We start from the raw sequence: 23322 nt of genomic DNA, 5'->3' as shown, positions 1-23322 counted from the left end.
CGTCATCCCCTGCCCCAAGACGCCCGGCCAGGGGAAGCGTCACGTGCCTCATCCGCCTGCGTGAGCAGCTCCCTGGCTTCAACGAACTCCGGAAGATTTCGCTCCGCCCCGAATTCAGCGAGCACGGGATCGAGCACCCGGGATATCGCATCCGCTCGGCCATTTGTCTTGTGCAGCCGGGCAAGTTCGAGCGCGCTGCGCAGCTCGAAAGTCCTGGTCTGCTGGTGTCGCGCGATTTCCAACGCTCGCTTCAGGGCATCTTCGGCACTGGATCCGTCATGGCGCGACAAGAGTTTACCGCGGACACGATGCAGCTCGGCATCAAGCCAATGCTGGCCGGACTGGCCTGTCCCGGCGATCAATTCGTCCAGGATGTCCAGCCCGGTCTCGACTTCGCCCAGCTCCGCATTCGCTACGGCGACATGCATCCCCCAAAACGGTTCGCAGAGATAGCAATCGTTCTCGCGCAGCGAGGTCCAGCCGTGACGCATGTCCGCCAGTCCAGCCATTCGGTCGCCGGCACGCCACTTGGCCAGGCCATTCAGGTAGGTGCCCGCGGCCACGTATAGCGGCATCGTGTGGTCGCGCGCGAGACCGAGCGCCAGGATCGTCTCTGTTTGCTGCAACATGCCCCCGCATACCCCGTCGAACACCGCGCGATGAACCAGCGCATTGGCCTGGGACAGCGCTCGTTTTTCTGCCGGAGCACCCACCGCTTCCGCGGCGAGCTCGCGCGCACGAGCGGTGCTGCCCAGCGGCCAGAGCACCAAGGCAAGAAATCTCATGATCACGAACGGCAGATCCAGCGCCGAAGCCCTGAAGGTGGCGGGATCCGGCTCGGCACCATAGATCGCCAGCGCGCGCTCGAGATGCGTTCTCGCATTCAAGTAATCGCCGGCGAACCAGCAGGTGACGCCGCCTGCCCAATGGGCAACGACGGCGGCCACCGGCGAGTCCGGTCGTCGGTCAGCGGCGCTCCTGATGGCGTCCGCCAGCTCCCGCATCGGAGCGAGTTCGCCATGCGTCAGGCAGGCATTGAAGAGTCCCGAATGCACCGGCGCCAGCTCGACGGGATCATCGATGTCGGCTGCGAACTGGCGCGCACGCGTCCATGCCGCGACCGTTTCGGGCGCACTATGACCGAGGCTGCCCCTGAGTGCACGACCATATGCGATTTGAAGATGCAGCCTGCTCATCATCCGGCGCGGCTCGTCAGGCAACTGATCGGCGATCGCAATGGCCTTGCCGAGATGCGCGATCGCCTCGGAATAGGCCGAGCGTTTCAGTGCCTGCTGGCCCGCCTTGCGCCACCATTCGAGGGCGGCCTCGCTCAGCCCCGCCTCAGTGAAGTGATGCGCCAGGACTTCCGGCTCGGTCTCGGCAACGGCTGGAAAGTTCTCGCGCAAGATCTCGCCAATTCGGGTGTGAAGCACTTGCCGTTTGCTCTTGAGCAGGCTCTCGTAGGCCGCTTCCTGAACGAGGGCGTGCTTGAAACTATAATTTGCCTCGGGCGGAGTGCCACGGCGCAGGAGTAATTCGGCCTCTTCAAGCTGTTCCAGCGCGGCGCTCAGGGTCAGATCATCGCGTCCTGCCACGGTCTTCAGCAGCGCGTACGAAAAGTCGCGGCCGATGGCCGCGCCTATCTGTGCCACCTCCTTGACCGGAGCGAGCCGGTCGAGCCGTGCCATCAGCGAATCCTGCAGCGTCGCGGGGATGGCAAGCGGCGGCAGCGGACTGTTCAGCCGGTAGCGTCCGGCATCCTCGACGAGCAAGCCGGACTCCAGCACCATCTTGGTCAATTCCTCGACGAACAGCGGGATGCCATCGGTCTTGTCGATGATCTGCTTCATCATCTCGCGTGGCAGCTGGCGGCCGACGACCACCTGCTCCACCAGCGCGCGCGTGTCCTGGCGGTCGAGCCGGTCGAGCCGCAACAGACTGACATTGGCAAGGCCCGACCAGGAGGGCTCGAACTCCGGCCGGGATGTCATGAGCACAAGTATCGGCAGGGCCCTGATCCGATCGACCGCGAGATCGAACAATTCGAGCGTCGTGGCATCGGCCCAATGCATGTCCTCGCAGATGAGCAGCAGAGGCTGGCCTCGCGCCAATCCCTCAAGCTGATCGAGAAGGGCGGCAAACGTCTGTCTCCGCTGCTGCGCCGGGCTCAAGCCGAGGGGCGGATAACGGTCGCCAATGGGAATCGAAAGCAGAGCCGCGATCAGCGGGGTTGCTCGGGCGACCTGCTGGGTTCCCAGCGCCAGCATGGCCTCGAGCTTGCCGAGCTTCTGTTCCGGCGTATCGTGCAAGCGAATTCCGGCGGCGCGCTCGAGCTGCGCGACAAAGGGATGAAGTGCGCTGTTGGTGTGATAAGGCGAACACTGATACCGCACCCGACGGTGTGTCCCCAGCGAGGGGCTTTCGGACAATGTTGCCACAAGGCGCGACTTGCCGATGCCCGCTTCGCCGGAAATCAAGACGATCTGGCCCAAGCCCTGCCATGCCTCCCGCTGGCGCGAGAGAATGAATTCGATCTCGTCCTTGCGGCCGACAAAACCGATCGAGCGCGCGGCGCGGACCGCCTCGAAGCGGCTCTCCGATGCGCTCGCTCCTTCCACCGCCCAGACCGCGATCGGCTCGCTTATCCCCTTGACCTCGCGCCGGCCGAGATTGCGGAAGGTGAAGAGGTCGCCAAGCAGCCGGCGTGTCGATGAAGCAACGACGACCGCCCCCGGCTCCGCCAGACTCTGCAGCCGGGCAGCGAGGTTCGGCGTATCGCCGATGGTCGCGTGTTCCTCCGACGCATCTCCGCTGATGAGGTCGCCGACCACCACGAGCCCGGTCGCAATTGCGATCCGAAGTTCAACCCGTTCGCCCGCGCCTGTCTTGAGCTGGCAAATCGCAGCAATGATATCGAGGCCCGCTCGCACTGCGCGCTCCGCATCATCTTCGTGGGCGCGCGGATAACCGAAGTAGACGAGGATTCCGTCACCGACGAACCTGGCTATCCTGCCGTCATAAGCGGCGATGACGCGCGCGCATGCGACGCGGTAGGCCCGGATCACTTCCCACATATCCTCGGGATCGAGACGCGCTGAGAGTGCAGTGGATCCGACCAGATCGCAAAACATAACGGTGAGGTGGCGCCGCTCGGCGTCGTGAGGAGGAGACGGCGACGCGATCAACGCGGCTGGATCGAGCTCGGCAATGGCACGCAGCATCTTGCGGCGATGACCGAGCAAGACCCCGAGCTTGTCAAAGTCCTCGTCCATCAGTTCGGGGAGGATATCCACGTCGATGCCATTTTGGGCAAAACGCTCCGCGTATTGCCCAAGCCCCAGCTTCTCGAGCCACTCCGCAATCTGCATGGCTCCCACCGATCTTATGACTGGCAGTTAGCAGAATTCTGGACCACGGACGCGCGGGAAGAATATCCCAACGCCGCCATGATGGCACGTCTTGTTTGTTGTGCGAAAATCTAGGTTACTCAGTACCGCTACGATTTCGATCGGGATACTGCTCAATACAAACGGCTGCGCTACCAAACATCGCTCGCGCGCAGCGTTGGACAGCAGAGGTTGCGATGAGTCGTCATTGCTCATTCCAGACCTAAAGCCAAACCAACACTGCGGCTTGTGCTGACGTACGATGTCAAGCGGACGCATTTCCGTGAGCGCACGTCCTTCATTGCTCGTTGATGGGCGTTTCGTCGTTGCGAGCCATCGTGCCCGCCGCAACCTGAAGCGAAGAACCAACCACCCAACAGCCGGCTACAAAGGCTATCAGGCCGTTAGGCAGATTTTGATCAAGGACAAGGATGCTGACGGACAGAGTCGCGGCGATCGCTGCGCTAAACGTTCCGGCTGCACTCATGATCTCGGCCGGCTCGGAACCGTTCCATTCTTCCGAGATGCTCGATGTCGACTTCCGCGCGAGATTGCCGGCCAAGTCGATGCCGACATAATAACTGAGAGCTCCGTAGAGCATTGTTATCAGCACGATCCAGCCGCTTTCAAACAGTCCGCCTTTCTGACGCAACAGAGCCGCACCCACATAGAGGCCGCAAGAGGCTCCAACGGCTGCCAGTCCAATTCTTTCAAGGAGATGGGCCGACTTGATCAGGCGGGAACGGGGGATCCGAAGACTGCCGACGTGCCTTGTGAAGGAAAATGCGTTGGAAAATGCGCTGCTCATCTTCATTGGGGGCTCCTTCTGAGTAAGTGGCAGCCTACCGACCGACCCGAATAGAGGCTGCCAGGACGCGTTTCTCGATGCCCTTGATTCCAATTCCTGAAAAATCTGTGCTGAGTGATGGGGTTGGCTTGCTCGTGAGCGAGACGAGGAGCCAATCCAAAGCTGCGAGCACGCGGCTGCGCAGGCATTGCATCTCACCCGTGGTCGTCAATCAGGTCCGGGTGCGGCAATTTCTTGCGGAAGTGGTAATTCAGAAAGGGAGTGATGGAGTATGAAGCGGTTCACATGCCGCTGTTCCCTGTCGCTCCATCCGCTCACGATTTCCGGAGGACATGTGAACCTCGCGCCTCAGCCCAGCCACTCCTCGCCCCAGACCTGCACCACGTGGCCGGGCGAGACTTCGCGATATTGCCGCACCGGCGGCTGGTAATCCGGCGCGCGCACGGGACTTCTGATCTCGTCGTTCGACACGTCGCGACGCGTGCCGCGCCGCGAGGGATCGGGCACCGGCACGGCGGCCATCAGCTTCTTGGTATAGGGATGCTGTGGATTGCCGAACACGGATGCGCGCGGGCCGATCTCGACGATCTCGCCGAGATACATCACCGCGACGCGGTGGCTCATGCGCTCGACCACCGCGATGTCGTGGGAAATGAAGAGATAGGCAAGGCCCATGCTAGCCTGCAAGTCGAGCATCAGATTGACGACTTGCGCCTTGACCGAGACGTCGAGCGCGGAGACCGCTTCATCCGCGACGATCAGCTTCGGCCCAAGCGCGAGCGCACGCGCGATGCAGATGCGCTGGCGCTGGCCGCCTGAGAATTCGTGCGGAAAACGCGCCGCCATGTCGGCGGCAAGACCCACGCGCACGAGGAGGTCGGCGACCTTGTCGCGCGCCTGCGAGGCCGAAGCGAGGCCATTGGCGAGCAGCGGCGCCGCGATCGCCGTCCCCACCGACATGCGCGGATTGAGGCTCGCGAACGGATCCTGAAAGACGATCTGCATGTGCTTTCGAACGTCGCGCAAGGCGCGGCCATTCATGGCGAGGACGTCCTGGCCGTCAATCAGCACGGTGCCGCTGTCCGGCTCCGTCAGCTTGAGAATCGAGCGTCCGGTGGTCGACTTGCCGCAACCGGACTCGCCGACCAGCGCCAGCGTCTCCCCGGCCCGCAAGGTGAAGGAGACGTTCTCGACCGCATGGACGCGGCCCGAGACCTTGCCGAACAATCCGGAACGGATCGGAAAGCGCGTGGTGAGGCCAGCGACTTCGAGCAGCGGCCGCTGCGCCGTCGAGACGGTGTCGGGCGTCTCCGCCGGCTCGTCCGAGCTGCCCGTCACCTTGTCGACGATCGGAAACCGCATCGGCCGCGCCCGGCCGTCCATCGAGCCGAGCCGCGGCACCGCGGCGAGCAGCGCGCGGGTGTAAGGATGCGAGGGCGTTTCGAAGATGCGCGCAGTCGTATCCGTCTCCACCGCCTGGCCGCCATACATCACCACGGTGCGGTCCGCGATCTCGGCGACCACGCCCATGTCGTGGGTGATGAAGAGGATCGACATCCCCTCTTCCTGCTGGAGCTCTTTCAAGAGCTCGAGGATCTGGGCCTGGATGGTGACGTCGAGCGCGGTGGTCGGCTCGTCCGCGATCAGGAGCTTCGGCCTGCAGGCCAGCGCCATCGCGATCATCACGCGCTGGCGCATGCCGCCGGAGAAGCGATGTGGATGCTCGTGGAAGCGCGATTGCGCCGCCGGAATGCGGACGCGATCGAGCAGGCGGATGGTCTCGGCTTCCGCCGCCGCGCGCGACAGGCCGCGATGCTGGATCAGCGCTTCCGCAATCTGGAAGCCGATGGTGAGCACCGGATTGAGGCTCGTCATCGGCTCCTGGAAGATCATGGCGACATCGTTGCCGCGGATGCTGGTCATGCTCGCCTCGGGCAGCGCGAGCAGGTCGCGGCCGGCCAACATGACGCGGCCCTCGACGCGACCGATCTCCTGCGGAATCAGCCGCATGATCGAGAGCGCGGTGACGCTCTTGCCCGAACCGGACTCGCCGACGATCGCCACAGTCTCGCGCGGCGCCACGTCGAAGGAGACGTTGCGGACGACGGGAATCCATCGCCGCTCGATCATGAAGGAGGTGACAAGGCCGGCAACCGACAGCACGGGTGCCTGCGCGTCGGCGATCACTTGGTGAGCTCCGCTCGCACCGATACTCATGCAAAGCCCCCTGCACATGCCGCGCAGACGGTGCGCTCCCTCCCCCGCTTGCGGGGGAGGGTTGGGGAGAGGGTGTCTCCACAATCGAGAACCCCCAAGAGGAGAGAACCCTCACCCGGCGCTACGCGCCGACCTCTCCCGCATCCGCCTTCGCCAAGGCTTCGGCGGACAAGAGCGGGAGAGGTAAACTGCGCTCGTGGCTGCACCGACGTTCCCATCATCACCTCAATATCCACGCGTGCGGTCAACGAGCCCCGGCAGCTTTTCGCTGCGGCGGTGGCGGGCGATGACGTCGAGCACGAAATCGACCGCGGTATCCGGCGTCGTCATGCTGGCATTGTGCGGCGTCAGCAGAATGCGCGGATGGCTCCAGAACGGATGGCCTGGCGGAAGCGGCTCGGGATCGGTGACGTCGAGCACCGCAGCTGACAACGCACCGCTGTCGAGCGCCGCAAGGAAATCAGCCTCGACGAGATGCGGACCGCGGCCGACATTGACGAGCCCCGCCCCGCGCGGCAAGCGCGCGAACAGATCCGCGTTCAGGATGCCGCGCGTCTCGTCGGTGAGAGGCAACAGGCAGATGAGAATGTCGGCTTGCGCAAGAAATTCGGGCAGCGCTTCTGCGCCCGCGTAGCAAGTCACGCCTTCGATCTCGCGCGGCGAGCGGTTCCAGCCCGATAGCGGGAAGCCGAATGCCTTGAGGCGATCGAGCACGGCCTGCCCGAGCTGGCCGAGCCCCATCACGCCGACGCGCCGGCGCCTGGCCGGCGTGATCCGGATCTCGCGCCAGACCCGCTCCTTCTGCTGGCTGATGAAATGCAGGAGGTCGCGATGCAGGGCCAGCACGGCCATGGTGACATATTCGACCATGGTCTCGGCGATGCCGGGCTCCAGCATGCGGACCAGCGGAATGTGCGCCGGCACTTTCGTTGTATCGAACTGGTCGACGCCCGCGCCGACCGAGAAGACGAGCTCCAGGTTCGGAAAGGTCGCCGCGATATCGTCCGGCGGCACCCAGGCCACCAGATAGCGCACCGCGGCGGGATCGCCGATATCGGGCCAGAGCCGGAACGGCAGACGCGGCGCGCGCTCCGCGAACAAACGCGCCCATTCGGCGCCGCGCACCATGTTGGCCTTGTAGAGAACCGTCATGCCGCTAACGCCCTCAGAACGGGCTGACCGGCGCGAGCCGACGGCCGTCGATCATGCGCTTGTGGCTGTAGGCGGCGGGATCGACCAGCGGCGTCGCACCGGTGACGATGTCGGCGGCGAGCTTGCCGGCGGCGGGGCCGATGCCAAAGCCGTGGCCGGAGAAGCCGGTGGCGAGGAAGAAGCCCGGCAACGCATCGACCGGCGAGATCACGGGGATCGTGTCAGGCGTGCAGTCGATGGTGCCGCCCCAGGCTTCCGCGATCTCGATGTCCTTCAATTCCGGATTCGCCTTGATCAACGAGGCCAGCGCGGCATTGACCAGCGACATGTCGGGCTCGGGATCGCGCACGCGCTCGGTCTCGAACGGCGACGGCTTGTCGAAGCTCCAGCTGGTGCCACGCACGATCTGCTCGAAGAAGGACTTGCCGAACGAGAGCTTCAGCCCGTTCTTGCGATGCAGATAAGTCGGCCAGAACGTGCGGGCGTAGCGGAACAGATCGGGCGACAGCTCGACCGTGCCGCGGTTGCGCAGCGCCAGCGTGAAACCGCCGTCGAGGCGGCGACGAATGCAATAGAAATCCGTGCCGAGCGCGCCGGAGGTGATCTCCGGTCCCGGCGTGGTCCGGCATGCGGTGGCGTTGACGAGACCGATCGGCAGCTCGATGCCGTGACGGCGGCAGAACAGCGACGACCACGCCCCGCCGGAGAGCAGCACCGATTGGGTGCGGATGGTACCCTTCTCGGTGACGACGGCGCTGACGCGCCCGCCGGTCGTCTCCAGCCCGCGTGCCGCGCAGCCCTGATGGATGGTGACGCCATGCTTGCGCGCGGCAGTGGCCAGCGCGGGCACCGCCATCGACGGCTCGGCGCGGCCGTCGCTCGGCGTGTGCAGGCCTCCGACCCATGTGTCGGTATTCCCCGGCATGCGCTCGGCGACCTCGGCCGGCGTCAGCACGGTGGAATGGACCTGCATCTCGCGCGCGACCGCGGCCCAGCGCTCCCAGCTTGCGAGCTCGTCCTTGCTCTTGGTCAGGAACAGCACGCCGGTGCGACGGAAACCGGCGTCGACGCCGGCATCGTTCTGCATGTCCTCCCAGAGCCGGAGCGCCTCGCGCGCCAGTGGAATCTCCTCGCGCGCGCGGCCCTGCTGCCGGCACCAGCCCCAATTGCGGCTCGACTGCTCGCCGCCGACATGGCCCTTTTCGACCAATGCGACCGAATGGCCCTTCTTCGCCAGATGATAGGCCGCGGACACACCGATCACGCCGCCGCCGATGACGACGACGTCCACCTGCGCCGGCAGGCGTTCGTCGCTATTGATGCGGTTGAGCGGCGGGGACATGGGGCACTCCTGGCGTCGGTTCGATCGAGGTCTGGTTCGTCATGGGATGTTCATGCGCGGGTCGAGCGCATCGCGCAGGCCGTCGCCGAGGAAGTTGAAGCTGGTCACGGCCAGCGTGATGGCGAGGCCCGGCGCGATCGCGAGCCACGGCGCGCTGGTGAGATAGATCTGGGCGTTGTTGAGCATGTTGCCCAGGCTCGCGGCCGGCGGCTGGACGCCGTAGCCGAGATAGCTGAGATAGGATTCCAGCAGGATCGCCTTGGCCACGTTCAAAGTCGCCGCCACCACGATCGGCGCGATCGCGTTGGGCACCAGCTCGCGGAACATGATGCGCAGGTTCGACGAGCCGAAGGCGAGTGCGGCGACCGCAAACTCACGCTCCCGCAGCGAGCGGACCTGGGCCTCGACGACGCGGGCCACCCACATCCAGGCGGTCGCCGCGATCAGCACCGTGGTGGTGACGAGACCGGGCTCGGTGAGCGCGGCCAGCGCGAGCAGCAGAAAGATGGTCGGGAAGCACAGCACCGCATCGACGAGCCGCATCAGGACAGCGCCGACCAGGCCGCCATAGAAGCCGGCAAAGGCACCGACGACGATGCCGACGACCATGGCGATCACCATCGCGACGATGCCGATCGTGAGCGAGACGCGTGCGCCCATCATCAGCCGCGCCAGCACGTCGCGGCCGAGCTCGTCGGTGCCGAGGACATGAGCCCCGGAGAGCGGCGGCGCGAACCGCTTCATGATGTCGATATAGGTGTCGTCGAACGGCAGCACATAGGGGCCGAAGACCGAGCCGAGCACGAGCACGAGAATGATGACGGCGCCGGCGAGCGCCAGACGATGCCGGCGGAAGCGCCGCCAGGCGGCCTGGCCGGGCGCGAGCTGGACGGTGGAGATGGTCGCAGCCGTCATCGCCTAGCCCACCCTGATGCGCGGATCGACGACGGCATAGAGGATGTCGGCCAGCAGCGAGCCGATCAGCACCATCGTCGCGGAAAACATCAGGATGCCCATCACCACGGGATAATCGCGGTAGCCGATGGAATCGAGGAACAGCCGCCCCATGCCGGGCCAGGTGAACACGGTCTCGGCCACCAGCGCGCCGCCGAGCAGCGTCGGAAACTGCAGGCCCGCCACCGTGATCATCGGCAGCAGCGCGTTGCGAAGCGCGTGCACGGTGAGAATGCGCCATTCCGGCATGCCCTTGGCGCGCGCGGTGCGGATGTAATCCTGGTTGATCACCTCGAGCATGGAGGAGCGCATGAAGCGGCCCCACATCGCTGTCTCCACCAGCGCCAGCACCATCGCCGGCGCGATTAGATGATGCAGCAGATCGAGCAGCGAGCCGTCACCGATGGTGTGCCGGTTGCCGGCCGGCAGCCAGCCGAGCTTCACCGAGAACACGTAGATGGTGACGAGGCCGAACCAGAAGGTCGGGATCGACAGCGCGATCATGGCGCCGACGGTGGCGAGCGTGTCGAACAGCGAATAGCGGCGCAGCGCGCCGAGGATGCCGATCCAGCAGCCGAGCAGCACCGCGATGATGGTCGCCGTCGCCATCAGCTCCAGCGTGGCGCCGAGATGCGAGGAGACCACCGACAGCACCGCCTCGCCGTCGCGATAGGACTTGCCCCAATCGCCCCTCAGCATGCGGCCGAACCAGTCGAGATATTGAACCGGCAGCGGGCGATCGAGCCCGAGCTGCCTGGTGACGCGATCGAGATCCTCCTGCGTCATCTGCGCGGAGGCCGCGAATTGCGACAGCGGACCGCCGGGCGCCAGATGCAGGATGGCAAAGCCGATCGCCGAGACGATCACCAGCAGCATGATCGCCTGTGCCAGGCGGTTGACGACGTAACGGGCCATCTCAGGCTGCCCTGCGCACCCGATCCGTCAGGCCCAGTACCATTCGCGGATGTTCCAGCAATTGATGGAGGTGTTGATGTTGGGGCGGAAGCCTTGCAGCCCCTCCTTCACGCCTTCGGCGATGAAGCCCTGGAACATGGGCAGGATGGCGAGATCGTTGCGGATCAGCTTCTGCAGCTCGCCATAGGTGGTCTTGCGCTGTGCGATCTCGAACTGCCTGGCACCGTCGGCCAGGAGACGATCGGCCTCCGGGTTGTTGTACTGATAGGTGTTGTAGCCGCGGCCGCCCTTGGCAGGGATGGCGCCGGAGCCGAAGCGCGGCGTCACGTCGGGATCGCTGCCGAGCATGAAGTTCACGGAGACCAGCACCGAATTGAATTTCGACTGCTGCCAGAAATCGCCCCAGATTACGGCCGCCGGCATGTTGTTGACGCGCATTGCAGCGCCGATCGCGCGCCAGTCCTGGATCAGCAGCTGCTGGGTCTGCTCGCGCACCGCATTGCCCGATGTCGTCGAATTGGTGAATTCGAGCTTGACGCCGCCCTTCTCGCGCACGCCACCGGCGCCGCGCACCCATCCGCTCGCATCGAGCAGCGCGTTGGCCTTGGCGGGATCGTATTTGTGCTGCGGCAGGCCCTGCTGGAACGACCAGGCCTGTTGCGGCACGAAGCTCTCGGTCTGCGTCGGCAGGCCGTAATAGAGCGCATCGATGATCGCCTGCTTGTTGATGGCGAGGTAGAGCGCCTCGCGCACCGCGCGGTCGGCGAAGGGACCGAACTCCAGATTGGGTGCGATATGCTCCACCGAGGAGGTCGAGGAGACGACGATCTTGCGGCCCTTCAGCGTCTTCGCCTCCTGCACGAAGTTCGGCAGGATGCCTTGCAGGCCGGTGTAGTCGACCTGGCCGGTGCGGAACTGGGTGTAGAGAACGGTGAGATCCGGAATGTATTTGAAGACCACGCGTTCGACGTAAGGCCCCTTGCCGTGATAGCCGGTGTGGGCGTTGAGCAGGATGTGATCGCCGGGCACGCGCTCACCCCAGCGGAACGGGCCGGTGCCAACCGGCGCGTTGTGGAACGGCGAGGCGTTCGGATCGGACACCTTCTCAAGGATGTGCTTGGGCACGATGAAGGTCAGCGATCCCAGGATCGACATGTAGGGCGAATAAGGCGCTTCCATGCGCCAATGGATCTCGTCCGCCGCGACCACCTTGATGTCCTTGACGAGGCTGTGGCCGACGCGGCTGCGCGCGCGGAAATTGGAATCGTTGATCAGCTCGAGCGAGAACTTGACGTCGTCGGCCGTGAACGGGGTGCCGTCATGCCACTTCACGTCGCTGCGCAGCTTGATCTTCCAGGTCAGGCCGTCGGCCGACAGGCCGCCATTCTCAATGGTCGGGATTTCGCGGGCGAGGTCGGGAACGAACTTGCCGGCGGGGTCGATGTACCAGAGCAGCGAGAACACCTGCCACCAGACGCCCTGATCGACCTCGATGCCGGGCATCAAGGGATGAAAGACCGTCGGCTCCTGCGACAGCGCCGCGATCACCTGACCGCGCGGCTTGTCCGGCGGATTGGAGGGACGTTCGCTCTGGGCATAGGCGTAGCCTGGAAGCGTCAAACCCGCCGCGGCGCCCGCACCGAGCTGGAAGAATTGCCGGCGGCTTGGAATGCCGAAGTGGACTCCGCCAACGCCGAACCTGTCGGTGCTGTCTGCCATCACCAGTCTCCGTTTCCGCACGCGGCACCGTCTCCCGCGCCCCGAGACCCCGGCAAAGGGACAGGAGTGGGCTTTAGTGCTTCTAAATTTTTCAGTCAAAATTTCATCACGACTAATTACACCTGTCAATCGCATTGCTAGTATGCGCGACCTTTTCACTCCGACTGATGCCTCGGACCGACACGGCCGGGGCTCATGATGATGCATGGGAGAGCGACATGAATGGTCGCGGCGGCACCAACAATGCGAAGGACGCCCCGGGAAACGAGGCGGACGATGGGGTCGACCAGCGGCTCGGCGAGACCGTGCGGCTGCTGCGTCAGCGCGCGGGCTTCTCGATTCAGGACGTCGCCAACAAGACGGGCCTGTCCACCGGCATGATCAGCCAGCTCGAACGCGCGCGCGCGATGCCGTCGATCCGGACGCTGCGCCTGCTCAGCATCGCGCTCGAGGTGCCCATCTCCTATTTCTTCGAGACCAGCGATCCCGCCGAGGTGCCGCGCTACATCGTGCGCAAGAACAGTCGCCGGCTGCTGCGGCTCACCGCCAGCGGCGTCGTCAAGGAAGCCCTCACTCCCGAAGGCAAGGGCCAGCTCGAGCTCTACGAGCTCACGCTCAATCCCGGCGCCTCCTCCGGCACCGACTTCCTGCAGCACACCGGCGAGAAGGCCGGCTACATCCTGTCCGGCAGCCTGCGGCTATGGCTCGACAACCAGGCCCACGTGCTGGAAGCCGGCGACAGTTTCCGCTTTCCGAGCACCGTGCCGCACATGTTCGACAATCCGACCCAGCAGGCGGCGCGCGTGATCTGGGTGACGACGCTGCGCGAAGATCGCGGGACTCCGTCGCAGGTCTAGCCCATCCTTCAGCTCAGCCGCCGCCGCAACGTGGCCGAGGGCGTCTCGCCGAATTTGTCGCGGTAGGCGCCGGCCATGCGGCCGAGATGAGTGAAACCGAGATCGAACGCGATGTCGGTGACGGAGGCATCGGGCGATCCTTGCGCGAGCCGGGCATGCAGAGCGGCAAGGCGCATGTCGAGCAGCATCTGCGAGATCGACTGGCCGAAATGGCGGCGGAAGCCGAGCTGGAGCGCGCGGATGCCGATGCCGGAGGCGTAGGCAAGCTGCGCGAGATCGAGCGGCTCGGCGGCATTGTCCGCAAGATGGTCGCGCGCCGCGCGGAGCGCGCGCGGCAGCCGCTCGGCCCGGCCGGAGAATGTCGTGATCGCATCCGACAGGCCATGCCGCTGGCCATTGAGCAGATGGTCGAGCAGCAGCTCGCGCCAATCGGCCATGGCGAGCGCCGACAGCCTGCCGGACGGACCAAGACGCTCGGCGAGTGTCATCAGCTCGGCAAGACGGGTTCGCAGGACCCGCCCGGCCGACGTCTCCAGGTCGATCACCGGATCGAACTCGACCGTGCCCGATGCCCTGCCCGACAGCGCCGCGGCGCGCTGCTCGACGATGCGGCGGTCGAGCAGCAGGATCGCCTGCGCGCAGTCGCGCCACATCATCCGGGTCGGGATCGTCGGCGACAGCAGCGACGCCGTCCGCTCCGGCGCGACCTCGAGCTCGGTGATTCCGGCGCGGATATGGGCTGTGCCCGTGAGCGGAATCTGCACCAGGAAGAAGCGCTCGAGGCAACCGGGATCGATGCAGACCGATCCGCCGTAGGCAACGTAATTGATCGAAAACCCGTCGAAGGCCGCACAATTGTGCCGGGCCGAGAAGCCGTCCGCGCGCGCCTGTGCCGGCTTGAGGTCGTGCGGGCAGAAGATGCGTCCGATCTGTTCGGCCGCTTCGTCGACGTCATCGGTGGTGACGCGGGCGAAATCCGCAAGCCGTTCGGCTGCGGACGCCCTTACGCCCATTTCCAGCACGGCTGCGGACATCGTCGACCACGCTTCGCGTCACGGAATTGCTTTAAGCCTATAATAATTCTGCAGACGCGAAAAGGCCGGCCTTGCCAAAATCGTCATGCTGCACGGCAACAGGCGCTCCGCGGATTCGTTTAGCGGATAGACAACCTCCCCGTGTCGACGGAAGCTCCATCCCCGCCGGAATCCAATGGGAGCGCGCCATGACTGCACTCGAAAAAGGCATTACCGCTAACGGCACAGGCTACGGCGGCAAGAGCTGGAACATTCTGGGCCAGGTCTATTTCCCCAAGGCCGTCACCGATTCCACCTTCGCGTTCGAGACCAACAGCGATCCCGGCCAGTTCGTGCCGGTGCACATCCATCCGACCCAGGACGAGTTCATCCTGGTGCAGGAGGGCACGCTCGACCTCAAGCTCGACGGACAATGGGTCAAGGCCCATGCCGGCGATCTGGTGCGGATGCCGCGCGGCATCCCGCATGGCTATTTCAACAAATCCGACAAGCCGTGCCGGGCGCTGTTCTGGGTCTCGCCGATGCAGAAGCTGGAGGCGCTGTTCAACCAGCTGCACAATCTGACCGACCCTGCCGAGGTCGTGCGCATCTCGGCACTGCACGAGGTCGATTTCCTGCCGCCCGAGGCCAACGACTAGGTTCCTCGTCCACTGCATCTGCTTGCTGGCCCGCCGGCCGCGCCTTGCGGCGGAACGTGGCCGCTTGCGTCCGAAACACATTGCGAGCAAACCCATGGTCAGTCCCAAGCATGTCTGCGTGATCGGCGCCGGCGTCTCCGGCCTTGCCGCCGCCAAGGCGTTCTCCAACCGCGGCCACCGCGTCGCCATCGTCGAGCGCAGCAGCGATCTCGGCGGCGTCTGGGAGCCTGCGCGCTCCTATCCCGAGGTGCAGACACAGAGCCCGAAGGAGCTCTACCGCTACACCGACCGCGCCATGCCGGAGGATTATCCGGAATGGCCGACCGGGCCGCAGGTCCATTCCTATCTCGCCGACTACGCCAGGAGCTTTGGCCTCGACCGCATGCTGCGCCTCGACACCGAGGTTGCCGGCATGGCGCGGCGTGCCGACGGCAAGCCCGGCTGGACGCTCGCGCTGAAAACCAGGGACGGCGCCAGCACGCATGAGGACTTCGATTTCGTCGCCGTCTGCACCGGCCAGTTCAACGAGCCGCGCGAGCTGCATTGCCCGGGCGAGGATGCCTTCCTGGCACAGGGCGGCCAGATTCTGCACTCCTCGAAATATTGCGATCCCTCGCTGGCGAAGGACCGCCGCGTCGTCGTGCTCGGCGGCTCGAAATCGGCGACCGACATCGCGGTCAACGCGGTGAAATCGGGCGCGCGCGAGGTCACCATCGTGATGCGCGAGCCGGTCTGGCGCATTCCCTATTTCATCGGCGGGCTCGTGAACTTCAAGCGCATCCTCTATATCCGCGCGCAAGAGGAGATGTTTCCGGGCTGGGGCATGAGCGCGATGGGGCGGCTCGCGCATCGCATCGCCGCGCCGCTGGTCTGGGCAAACTGGCGCGGGCTGGAAAGCCTGTTGAAGGCGCAGCTCAAGCTCGGCCGCTGCAACATGGTGCCGAAGGAGCGGATCGAGGACGGCGTCAACTGCTCGGTGCCGATCGCAACGCCGGGCTTCTATCCGATGGTCGCCGACGGCCGCATCAAGGCGGTGTTCGGTACGTTCGACCATTACGAGGGCGAGCGCATCGTGATGAGCGGCGGCGAGCGGGTGGACGCCGACGTCGCGGTGCTCGCGATCGGCTACAAGCTCGGCGTGCCGTTCCTGCCCGAGGCCTACAGGCAGAAGCTGGTCGATGCCGACGGGCAGTATCGGCTCTACCGCCTGATCGCCAACCCCGATCTGCCCGAGCTCGGCTTCGTCGGCTTCAACTCCTCGTTCTGCACCGTGCTCTGCGCCGACCTCGCCGCCAACTGGCTGGTGCGCTCTGCCGACGGCCAGCTCGCCAAGCAGCCGACGGCGCAGCAGATGCGCGACAACATCGAGATGATGCTGCACTTCAAGCGCGTCGAGCGGCCGGCCGCGGGCGTCTATGGCGGCCTGTGCGTCGCGCCCTATCACTACCGCCATTTCGACGAGCTGATGGCCGACATCGGCGCGAAGAACCAGAAGCGCGGCGGGCTTGCCGGCCGCTTCCAGCCGCCAGATGCGGATGCCTATGCGAAATTCCTGGCGACGGCGCCGGACTATCGGGCGGCATAAGAATTCCGGTTGAGCGGGATTTGTGTCTCGCCAGCTCGCGCCTCTGTTGCTTACGATCTCCCTGGCCAGCGAATCGACAGGAACCGGCCATGGGATTCAGACGTCTCGCAATCTTTGCGGCTGTTGCCTTCTTCGTCGCGGGGCCTGCCCTCGCGCAGAAGGGTGCGCTCACGGCCCAGCAATCGGAGGCGGTCGCCGCCTATGACCGGGCGCTCGCCGGGTTCAAATCGATCCTGGCCGAGCGCCGGCGCCAGATCGACGCGAAGGAGCCGCTGCCGAACCTGCCGGGACAGGCGCTTTATCTGGCGCGCGTCGCGGTGATCAGCACCTACAAGGATCTCACCGACGCCATGCCGTCGCGGATCGGCCGGCCCAACAAGTTCGAGATTCCCCCGGCCTATTTCGATGCCGATATCGAACCTCTGATCGACGAATATTCAAGACTGTTCGACGTCATGGAGGCGCCGCCCGCCAACGCGCAGAACTCGGCGACGCCGTTCAAGGACGTCGTCGATCTCGCCACGGTGATCGCGCGCGCCAGGGGGCTCGCGCCCGAGCACGCCGACGCTGCAGGACGCATCAGCCTCGGGCTGTTCTTTGCCGAGACCAACGGCAAGCAGAACGTTCGCAACGGACGCTCGAATACCTATATGGGCAGCTTCCAGACCGGCCCCTCCGAGGACCGCAACGGTCACAGGAAATGGCAGGCGATCAAGAGCGAGGTCGCTGCGATCGATCCGGGCTTGAACGCGCGCGATGACAAGGAGGAGGCACGGGCGCGCGGCACCGACCACCGCTTCAACCACTGGACCAACGTGCGCAACGGCTTGATGAACGCGCATGCGGATGTGTTCCGCGAGATCCCCGCCATCGTGAAGACGCTGCCCGACCCGATCGACCAGATGAAGCTGTTCGAGCTGATCCAGATCGTGCCGACCCCGACGCGGGCCGCACTCAAATCCGGCGATCTCCTGAACTACAGGGTCTCCAGCCCCATGGTCATGAAGCACCTGCGCAACAACAGCATCTTTGCCTTCGGACAGGCCGACCGGGCGCGCAGCTCCGCAAGCTTCCGCGAGATTCTCGCCGCGATGTGGCTGTTCAACCGCAAGTTCGAGAAAGCGATGGCGAAGTATGCGGAGATTAGGGGGCGCTAGCCGGCGGTCGACACTGCGATCAGACCGCAAGCGGACGAGTGAGCGGGACTAACGCATTTGCTTCGCGGCGGCAGCGAAGCAAGTGCCTCGTCCTTCGAGACGACCGCCTTGCGGTCTCCTCAGGATGAGGCTAAACGGCAGTAGTGCTCGTGGAAATTGGCGCCGCGCACTCGGTCCTCATCCTGAGGGCCCGCCAACGGCGGGCGTCTCGAAGGATGTGCCGCGGAGCACACTAACCCGTCCGGATCGGCGCGTCCTTCAGGCCGTTGTCGTCGTAAGCTTTGCGCAAAGTGCCGTTCGTCACCGCCTCGGTCATGAATTTTGTGACGAAGGTCAGCGCCTGGCTGTGGCCGAGCGGCACGGCGACGGCGGTCACCGTTTTCTTGAACGTCTCGTCCAGCACGCGCGTGCCCGGGATCTTCTGCGCCATCTTGTTGAGCTGGTCGCGCGACAATGCGAAGGCCTCGATCTCGCCGCTTCCGAGCAGGCCGAAGATCTCGTCATAGGTCTGATAGCCCGTGACCTTGGCATGCTTCAGATGCGCGATCGCGCCGCGCATGGTCGTGGTGGCGTTGACGGCGGCGACCTTGATGCCGGGCTGGTCCAGCGTCGCAAAATTGGTGACGGCAGAGCCGGCCTTGACGATATAAGTGGCGTCCGCGACCTCGTAGATCGGGCCGAACAGCATCTTGGTCTCGCGCTCGGGATCCTTGGGCAGCCAGGTGACGTCCCATGTCCCTTTCGACGCGGCGTCGGTGATCTGTCCGGAATTCTGGTGCACGACATATTCGACGGGGACGCCGAGCTGGGCGGCCATTGCCTTGCCGAGATCGACCGGGACGCCGGCATAGCCGGCTTCGGTCTTGGTCGACCAGAACGCCCCGCCTGCGGGGCTGATGGCGATCGCGACCCGCAGCTTGCCGGTCGGCTCGATCTCGTCCTTCAAGCCGTCTGCTAGCGCGGGCATGTCATGGTCTCCTCACCTTTTCTTCTTCCCTACCGCTGCGTTTGTCTCGCGCGGCCTACAATTCCGGTCGATCACGCCGCCGATGAAAAGCGGGTTGTCATGATAAACCTGTCAAAGGCCACATCGCTCGTTGCAGGGCAAGGCCGGTGACTGCCATGGCTATGGTGTTCCACGGCCAATCGTTTATTGCTAGCCTGCCGCACCGACAGACAGCAATCGGGGGCTACCGAATGACCGCAACGAATCCCGCCACTGCCGCACGACGCGATGGAGCGTGGAGGCATATCGGGCGGGTCCTTTCCGCTGCGGCGTCCGTGGCCTTGCTCGCCGGCTGCGAGGACAAGAACACGTTCGTGGCCCCGCCGCCGCCCAAGGTCGACGTGGCAACCCCCGTGCAGCGTCCGGTGACGCGCTACATCGAGGCCACCGGCAACACCGCGCCGATCAAGAGCGTCGATCTGGTGGCGCGGGTGCAGGGCTTTCTGCAATCGATCGACTATCAGGACGGCAGCTTCGTCAAGCAGGGCACCCAGCTCTTCACGATCGAGCCGGAGACCTACAAGCTCAAGCTTGAGCAGGCGCAGGCGGCCGAGATCGGCGCGCAGGCCTCGCTCCGGCAGTCGGAAGCCGATTACAAGCGGCAGGCCGAGCTGGTGCAGCGCCAGGCGGTCTCGCAGGCCACGCTCGACACCTCCACGTCCAACCGCGACAATGCCCAGGCCAATCTGCAACAGGCCCAGGCCAATACGAAACTCGCCGAGGTGAATTACGGCTACACCAAGGTGACGGCGCCGTTCGACGGCATCGTCAGCGCCCACATGGTCTCGGTCGGCGAACTCGTCGGGGTTTCCTCCCCGACCCAGCTCGCCACCATCGTGGCGATGGACCCGATCTACGTGAACTTCACCGTCAACGAGCAAGACGTGCTGCGCATCCGCGCCGAAGCCGCCCGCCGCGGACTGACCCCCGCCGACATGAAGCACTTCCCGATTCAGGTGGGGCTGCAGACCGAGACCGGCTATCCGCACGAGGGCAAGCTCGACTACGTCTCGCCGACCCTCAACCAGTCGACGGGCACGCTGGCGGTGCGCGGCCTCGTCCCCAACGACACGCGGTTGCTGCTGCCCGGCTATTTCGTCCGCGTCCGCGTGCCCTTCAGCCAGGAAAAGGACTCGCTGCTCGTTCCCGACGCCGCGCTCGGCAGCGACCAGGGCGGCCGCTATCTGCTGGTGGTGAACGGCGACAATATCGTCGAGCAGCGCAAGGTGCAGATCGGCCCGGTCGACAACGGGTTGCGCGTGATCGAAAGCGGCTTGAAACCGGACGACCGCATCGTCATCGCGGGGCTGCTGCGGGTGATCCCGGGCCAGAAGATCGATCCGCAGGTGACGAAGATCGAGCAGCCGCAAGCCTCGAGCAAGTAAGGGGCCAGCCATGATCTCAAAGTTCTTCATCGAGCGGCCGGTCCTCTCGAACGTCATAGCGCTATTGATGATCCTGATCGGCGGCGTCGCGCTGTTCAACCTCGCCGTTGCGCAATATCCCGACGTCGTGCCGCCGACCGTGCAGGTCACCACGCGCTATCCCGGCGCCAGCGCCAAGACCGTGATCGACACCGTGGCGCTGCCGATCGAGCAGCAGGTCAACGGTGTCGAGGACATGCTCTACATGCAGTCCTACAGCGGCTCGGACGGCACCTATACGCTGACGGTAACCTTCAAGATCGGCACCGACCTCAACTTCGCGCAGGTGCTGGTGCAGAACCGCGTCTCCAGCGCGCTGTCGCAGTTGCCGCAGGCGGTGCAGAACCAGGGCGTCACCGTGCAGAAGCGGTCGACCTCGATCCTGTTGTTCGTGACGCTGACCTCGCCGGATTCGCGGTACGACAGCCTCTATTTGAGCAACTACGCCACCATCAACATCCGTGACGAGCTCTCGCGCCTGCCCGGCGTCGGCAACGTCACCGTGTTCGGGGCCGGCCAGTATTCGATGCGGGTCTGGCTCGATCCCGACAAGCTGCAGGTCCGCGGGCTGGTGCCGCAGGACGTCATCCAGGCGATCCAGCAGCAGAGCCAGCAGGTCGCCGCCGGCCAGGTCGGCGCGCCGCCGACGCCGCCGGGACAGGCGTTCCAGTACACGCTCAACGTCAACGGGCGGCTCGACGACACCAGCCAGTTCGAAAACATCATCGTCAAGTCCGGCGGCAGCGGCGACGTCACGCGCGTGCGCGACGTCGGCTGGGTCGAGCTCGGCGCGCAGACCTACAGCCAGATCTTCTCGCTCAACAAGCAGCCGGCCGTCGGCATCGGCGTGTTCCAGTCGCCCGGCGCCAACGCGCTCCAGGTCGAGCAGGCGGTCGAGAAGAAGATGGCCGAGCTCGCCAAGCGGTTTCCGGAAGGCATCAAATACGACACGCCGTTCGACACCACCAAGTTCGTCGAGGCCTCGGTGCACGAGGTCTACATGACCCTGATCGAGGCCGGCCTTCTGGTGCTGGTCGTGATCCTGGTGTTCCTGCAGGACTGGCGCGCGATGCTGGTGCCGGCGACCACCGTGCCTGTCACCATCATCGGCGCCTTCGCCGCGATGGCGGCGCTCGGCTTCACCATCAACATGTCGACGCTGTTCGCGATCGTGCTCGCGATCGGCATCGTGGTCGACGACGCCATCGTCGTGGTCGAGGGCGCCGCGCACAACATCGAGCAGGGCATGAACGGCCACGATGCCGCGATCAAGGCGATGGACCAGCTGTTCGCGCCGATCGTCGGCATCACGCTGGTGCTGATCTCGGTGTTCCTGCCGGCCTCGTTCCTGGCCGGCCTCACCGGGCGGATCTACTCGCAATTCGCGCTGGTGATCGCGGCGACCGCGCTGCTGTCCGCCATCAACGCGGCGACGTTGAAGCCGACGCAATGCGCGCTGTGGCTGCGGCCGGCGGTGCCGCCGGAGCATCGCAATTTCTTCTATCGCGGCTTCAACGCGGTCTATGACCGCGTCGAGCGCGGCTATACCCGGCTGATCACGTTCCTCGTGAGACATGCCACCGTCTCGGTCGCCTTCGCGCTGCTGATCATCGGCGCCAGCGCCTACGGCCTGTCGCGGGTGCCGACCGGCTTCCTGCCGATCGAGGACCAGGGCTATCTGATCGCCGCCGTGCAGCTGCCCGACGGCGCCGCACTGGAGCGGACCCAGAAGGTGCTCGACCGGGCGAGCGAGATCATCAAGGACACCCCTGGAGTCCAGCAGGTCATCACCATCGCCGGCATCTCGGCGCTCGACAACAGCGCCAGCCTCGCCAATGCCGGCGTCGCGTACATCATCTTGAAGGACTGGGACGCCCGCAAAGGGCCCGGCGAGGATCTGCGCTCGCTGGTCTACGGTCTCAACGACAAGCTCGCGACTATCATGGAGGCGCGCACCATCGTGCTGCCGCCGCCGCCGATCCAGGGCATCGGCAACGCCGCGGGATTCTCGATGCAGGTGGAGCTGCGCGACGGCAACAGCGATTTCGCCAAGCTGCAGGCCATCACCGGCGCGGTGGTCTCGAACGGCCAGAGCCAGAGCGCGCTGCAGCGCGTGCAGTCCTCGTTCCGCTCCTCGGTGCCGCAATTCAACGTCGAGATCGACCGCGTCAAGACCCAGACCCTGCACGTCACCACCGATCAGGTGTTCTCGGCGCTGTCGACCTATCTCGGCTCGTCCTATGTCAACCAGTTCAACAAGTTCGGCCGCGTGTTCCAGGTCTATACGCAAGCCGACCCCGCCTTCCGCGTCACCGAGCGCGACATCGCCAACATGCAGGTGCGCAATTCCAACGGCGACATGATCCCGATCGGCACCGTCGCCAAGATCACGCCGGCCACGGGGCCGTCGCTGATCAGCCTCTACAACCTCTATCCCTCCTCGACCGTGATCGGCCTGCCGGCACAGGGCTATTCCTCCGGCCAGTCGCTGAAGCTGATGGAGGAGATCGCGGACAAGACGCTGCCGCCCGGCACCGGCTACGAATGGACCGCGATGTCGTATCAGGAGAAGGCGGTCAGCAACCAGATCTACTGGGTGTTCGGCCTTGCCATGCTGCTGGTCTATCTCGTGCTCGCCGGCCAGTATGAGAGCTGGTACGCGCCGATCTCGGTGATCCTCGCCGTGCCGCTGTCGCTGCTGGGACCGATGCTGATCCTTTCCGGGCTCAAGATCGACAACAACCTCTATTGCCAGATCGGCCTGATCCTGCTGATCGCGCTGTCGGCCAAGAACGCGATTCTGATCGTCGAGGTCGGACTCGAGCTGCACGGCCGCGACGGCAAGCCGGTGCTGGAAGCCGCGATCGAAGCGGCGCGCGCCCGCTTCCGCCCGATCCTGATGACCTCGTTCGCCTTCATCCTCGGCGTGGTGCCCCTGGTGCTCGCCACCGGCGCCGGCGCCAGCGCTCGCAAGTCCATCGGCATCACCGTGTTCTCGGGCATGCTGGCCTCGACCTGCCTCGCGGTGCTGTTCGTGCCGGCCTTCTTCGTGGTGGTGCAGCGCTTCGAGAACTGGCGGGCGAGCAAGAAGACGCCGAAGGCGCAGCCGGTGGAGGTGAAGCCGTAGG

16 protein-coding genes are annotated in these 23322 nt (G+C 65.1%); 6 read left to right on the top strand and 10 right to left on the bottom strand.

The genetic code is table 11. The features are described 5' to 3' along the window. Positions 1 to 2: 2 nt before the first annotated feature. The 8 genes from E4K64_RS06660 to E4K64_RS06620 all read right to left on the bottom strand — a co-directional run bounded on the left by E4K64_RS06660 (position 3) and on the right by E4K64_RS06620 (position 12493). Positions 3 to 3368, bottom strand: a complete 3366-nt coding sequence (locus E4K64_RS06660; protein ID WP_167771846.1) for an adenylate/guanylate cyclase domain-containing protein — start codon at positions 3366 to 3368, stop codon at positions 3 to 5. Between the two features lie 316 nt (positions 3369 to 3684). Then, positions 3685 to 4200 carry a hypothetical protein gene (locus E4K64_RS06655; RefSeq protein ID WP_135162756.1) on the bottom strand — a complete coding sequence of 172 codons (516 nt, stop codon included), beginning with the start codon at positions 4198 to 4200 and terminating at the stop codon, positions 3685 to 3687. A gap of 342 nt (positions 4201 to 4542) precedes the next feature. Then, positions 4543 to 6411 (bottom strand): ABC transporter ATP-binding protein, encoded by a 1869-nt coding sequence (locus E4K64_RS06650; RefSeq protein ID WP_209311945.1) that lies wholly within the window; start codon positions 6409 to 6411, stop codon positions 4543 to 4545. Positions 6412 to 6636: 225 nt separating this feature from the next. Further along, a complete protein-coding gene (locus tag E4K64_RS06640) occupies positions 6637 to 7563 on the bottom strand; it encodes a 2-hydroxyacid dehydrogenase (RefSeq protein WP_135162752.1) in 927 nt (308 codons plus the stop codon). A gap of 13 nt (positions 7564 to 7576) precedes the next feature. Next, positions 7577 to 8905, bottom strand: coding sequence for an NAD(P)/FAD-dependent oxidoreductase (locus tag E4K64_RS06635; RefSeq protein WP_135162751.1), 1329 nt, complete (start codon positions 8903 to 8905; stop codon positions 7577 to 7579). 39 nt (positions 8906 to 8944) lie between these two features. Next, positions 8945 to 9820, bottom strand: a complete 876-nt coding sequence (locus E4K64_RS06630; protein ID WP_135162749.1) for an ABC transporter permease — start codon at positions 9818 to 9820, stop codon at positions 8945 to 8947. Between the two features lie 3 nt (positions 9821 to 9823). Further along, on the bottom strand, positions 9824 to 10774 hold the full coding sequence (locus E4K64_RS06625; protein ID WP_126255173.1) for an ABC transporter permease: 951 nt from the start codon (positions 10772 to 10774) through the stop codon (positions 9824 to 9826). A gap of 27 nt (positions 10775 to 10801) precedes the next feature. Then, complete coding sequence (locus E4K64_RS06620) at positions 10802 to 12493, bottom strand: peptide ABC transporter substrate-binding protein (protein WP_135162748.1); 1692 nt, start codon at positions 12491 to 12493, stop codon at positions 10802 to 10804. 218 nt (positions 12494 to 12711) lie between these two features. Between E4K64_RS06620 and E4K64_RS06615 the strand changes: the two genes are divergently transcribed. Then, positions 12712 to 13350, top strand: coding sequence for a cupin domain-containing protein (locus E4K64_RS06615; protein ID WP_135162747.1), 639 nt, complete (start codon positions 12712 to 12714; stop codon positions 13348 to 13350). Positions 13351 to 13358: 8 nt separating this feature from the next. Here the strand turns inward: E4K64_RS06615 and E4K64_RS06610 are convergent, their stop codons facing one another. After that, entirely contained in the window at positions 13359 to 14384 is a 1026-nt protein-coding gene (locus E4K64_RS06610; protein ID WP_135162745.1) for an AraC family transcriptional regulator, read from the bottom strand. Between the two features lie 188 nt (positions 14385 to 14572). Here E4K64_RS06610 and E4K64_RS06605 point away from each other — a divergent pair, with 188 nt between their 5' ends. From E4K64_RS06605 to E4K64_RS06595, 3 genes are all read left to right on the top strand, one after another. Further along, entirely contained in the window at positions 14573 to 15022 is a 450-nt protein-coding gene (locus E4K64_RS06605; protein WP_024339447.1) for a cupin domain-containing protein, read from the top strand. Positions 15023 to 15116: 94 nt separating this feature from the next. Beyond that, a complete protein-coding gene (locus E4K64_RS06600) occupies positions 15117 to 16607 on the top strand; it encodes a flavin-containing monooxygenase (RefSeq protein ID WP_135162744.1) in 1491 nt (496 codons plus the stop codon). A gap of 89 nt (positions 16608 to 16696) precedes the next feature. Then, positions 16697 to 17764 carry a hypothetical protein gene (locus E4K64_RS06595; RefSeq protein WP_135162742.1) on the top strand — a complete coding sequence of 356 codons (1068 nt, stop codon included), beginning with the start codon at positions 16697 to 16699 and terminating at the stop codon, positions 17762 to 17764. 232 nt (positions 17765 to 17996) lie between these two features. Here the strand turns inward: E4K64_RS06595 and E4K64_RS06590 are convergent, their stop codons facing one another. After that, positions 17997 to 18731, bottom strand: a complete 735-nt coding sequence (locus tag E4K64_RS06590; protein WP_135162741.1) for an ABC transporter substrate-binding protein — start codon at positions 18729 to 18731, stop codon at positions 17997 to 17999. 230 nt (positions 18732 to 18961) lie between these two features. Here E4K64_RS06590 and E4K64_RS06585 point away from each other — a divergent pair, with 230 nt between their 5' ends. Both E4K64_RS06585 and E4K64_RS06580 read left to right on the top strand, forming a co-directional pair. Further along, positions 18962 to 20155, top strand: coding sequence for an efflux RND transporter periplasmic adaptor subunit (locus tag E4K64_RS06585; RefSeq protein WP_167771845.1), 1194 nt, complete (start codon positions 18962 to 18964; stop codon positions 20153 to 20155). Positions 20156 to 20165: 10 nt separating this feature from the next. Next, complete coding sequence (locus tag E4K64_RS06580) at positions 20166 to 23321, top strand: efflux RND transporter permease subunit (protein ID WP_135162739.1); 3156 nt, start codon at positions 20166 to 20168, stop codon at positions 23319 to 23321. Position 23322 lies beyond the last annotated feature (1 nt).

The sequence above is a fragment of the Bradyrhizobium frederickii genome (assembly GCF_004570865.1).
GTDB lineage: Bacteria > Pseudomonadota > Alphaproteobacteria > Rhizobiales > Xanthobacteraceae > Bradyrhizobium > Bradyrhizobium frederickii.
The sequence above is the reverse complement of the archived record's forward strand: the minus strand, read 5'-3'. Positions and strand labels throughout refer to the sequence as shown.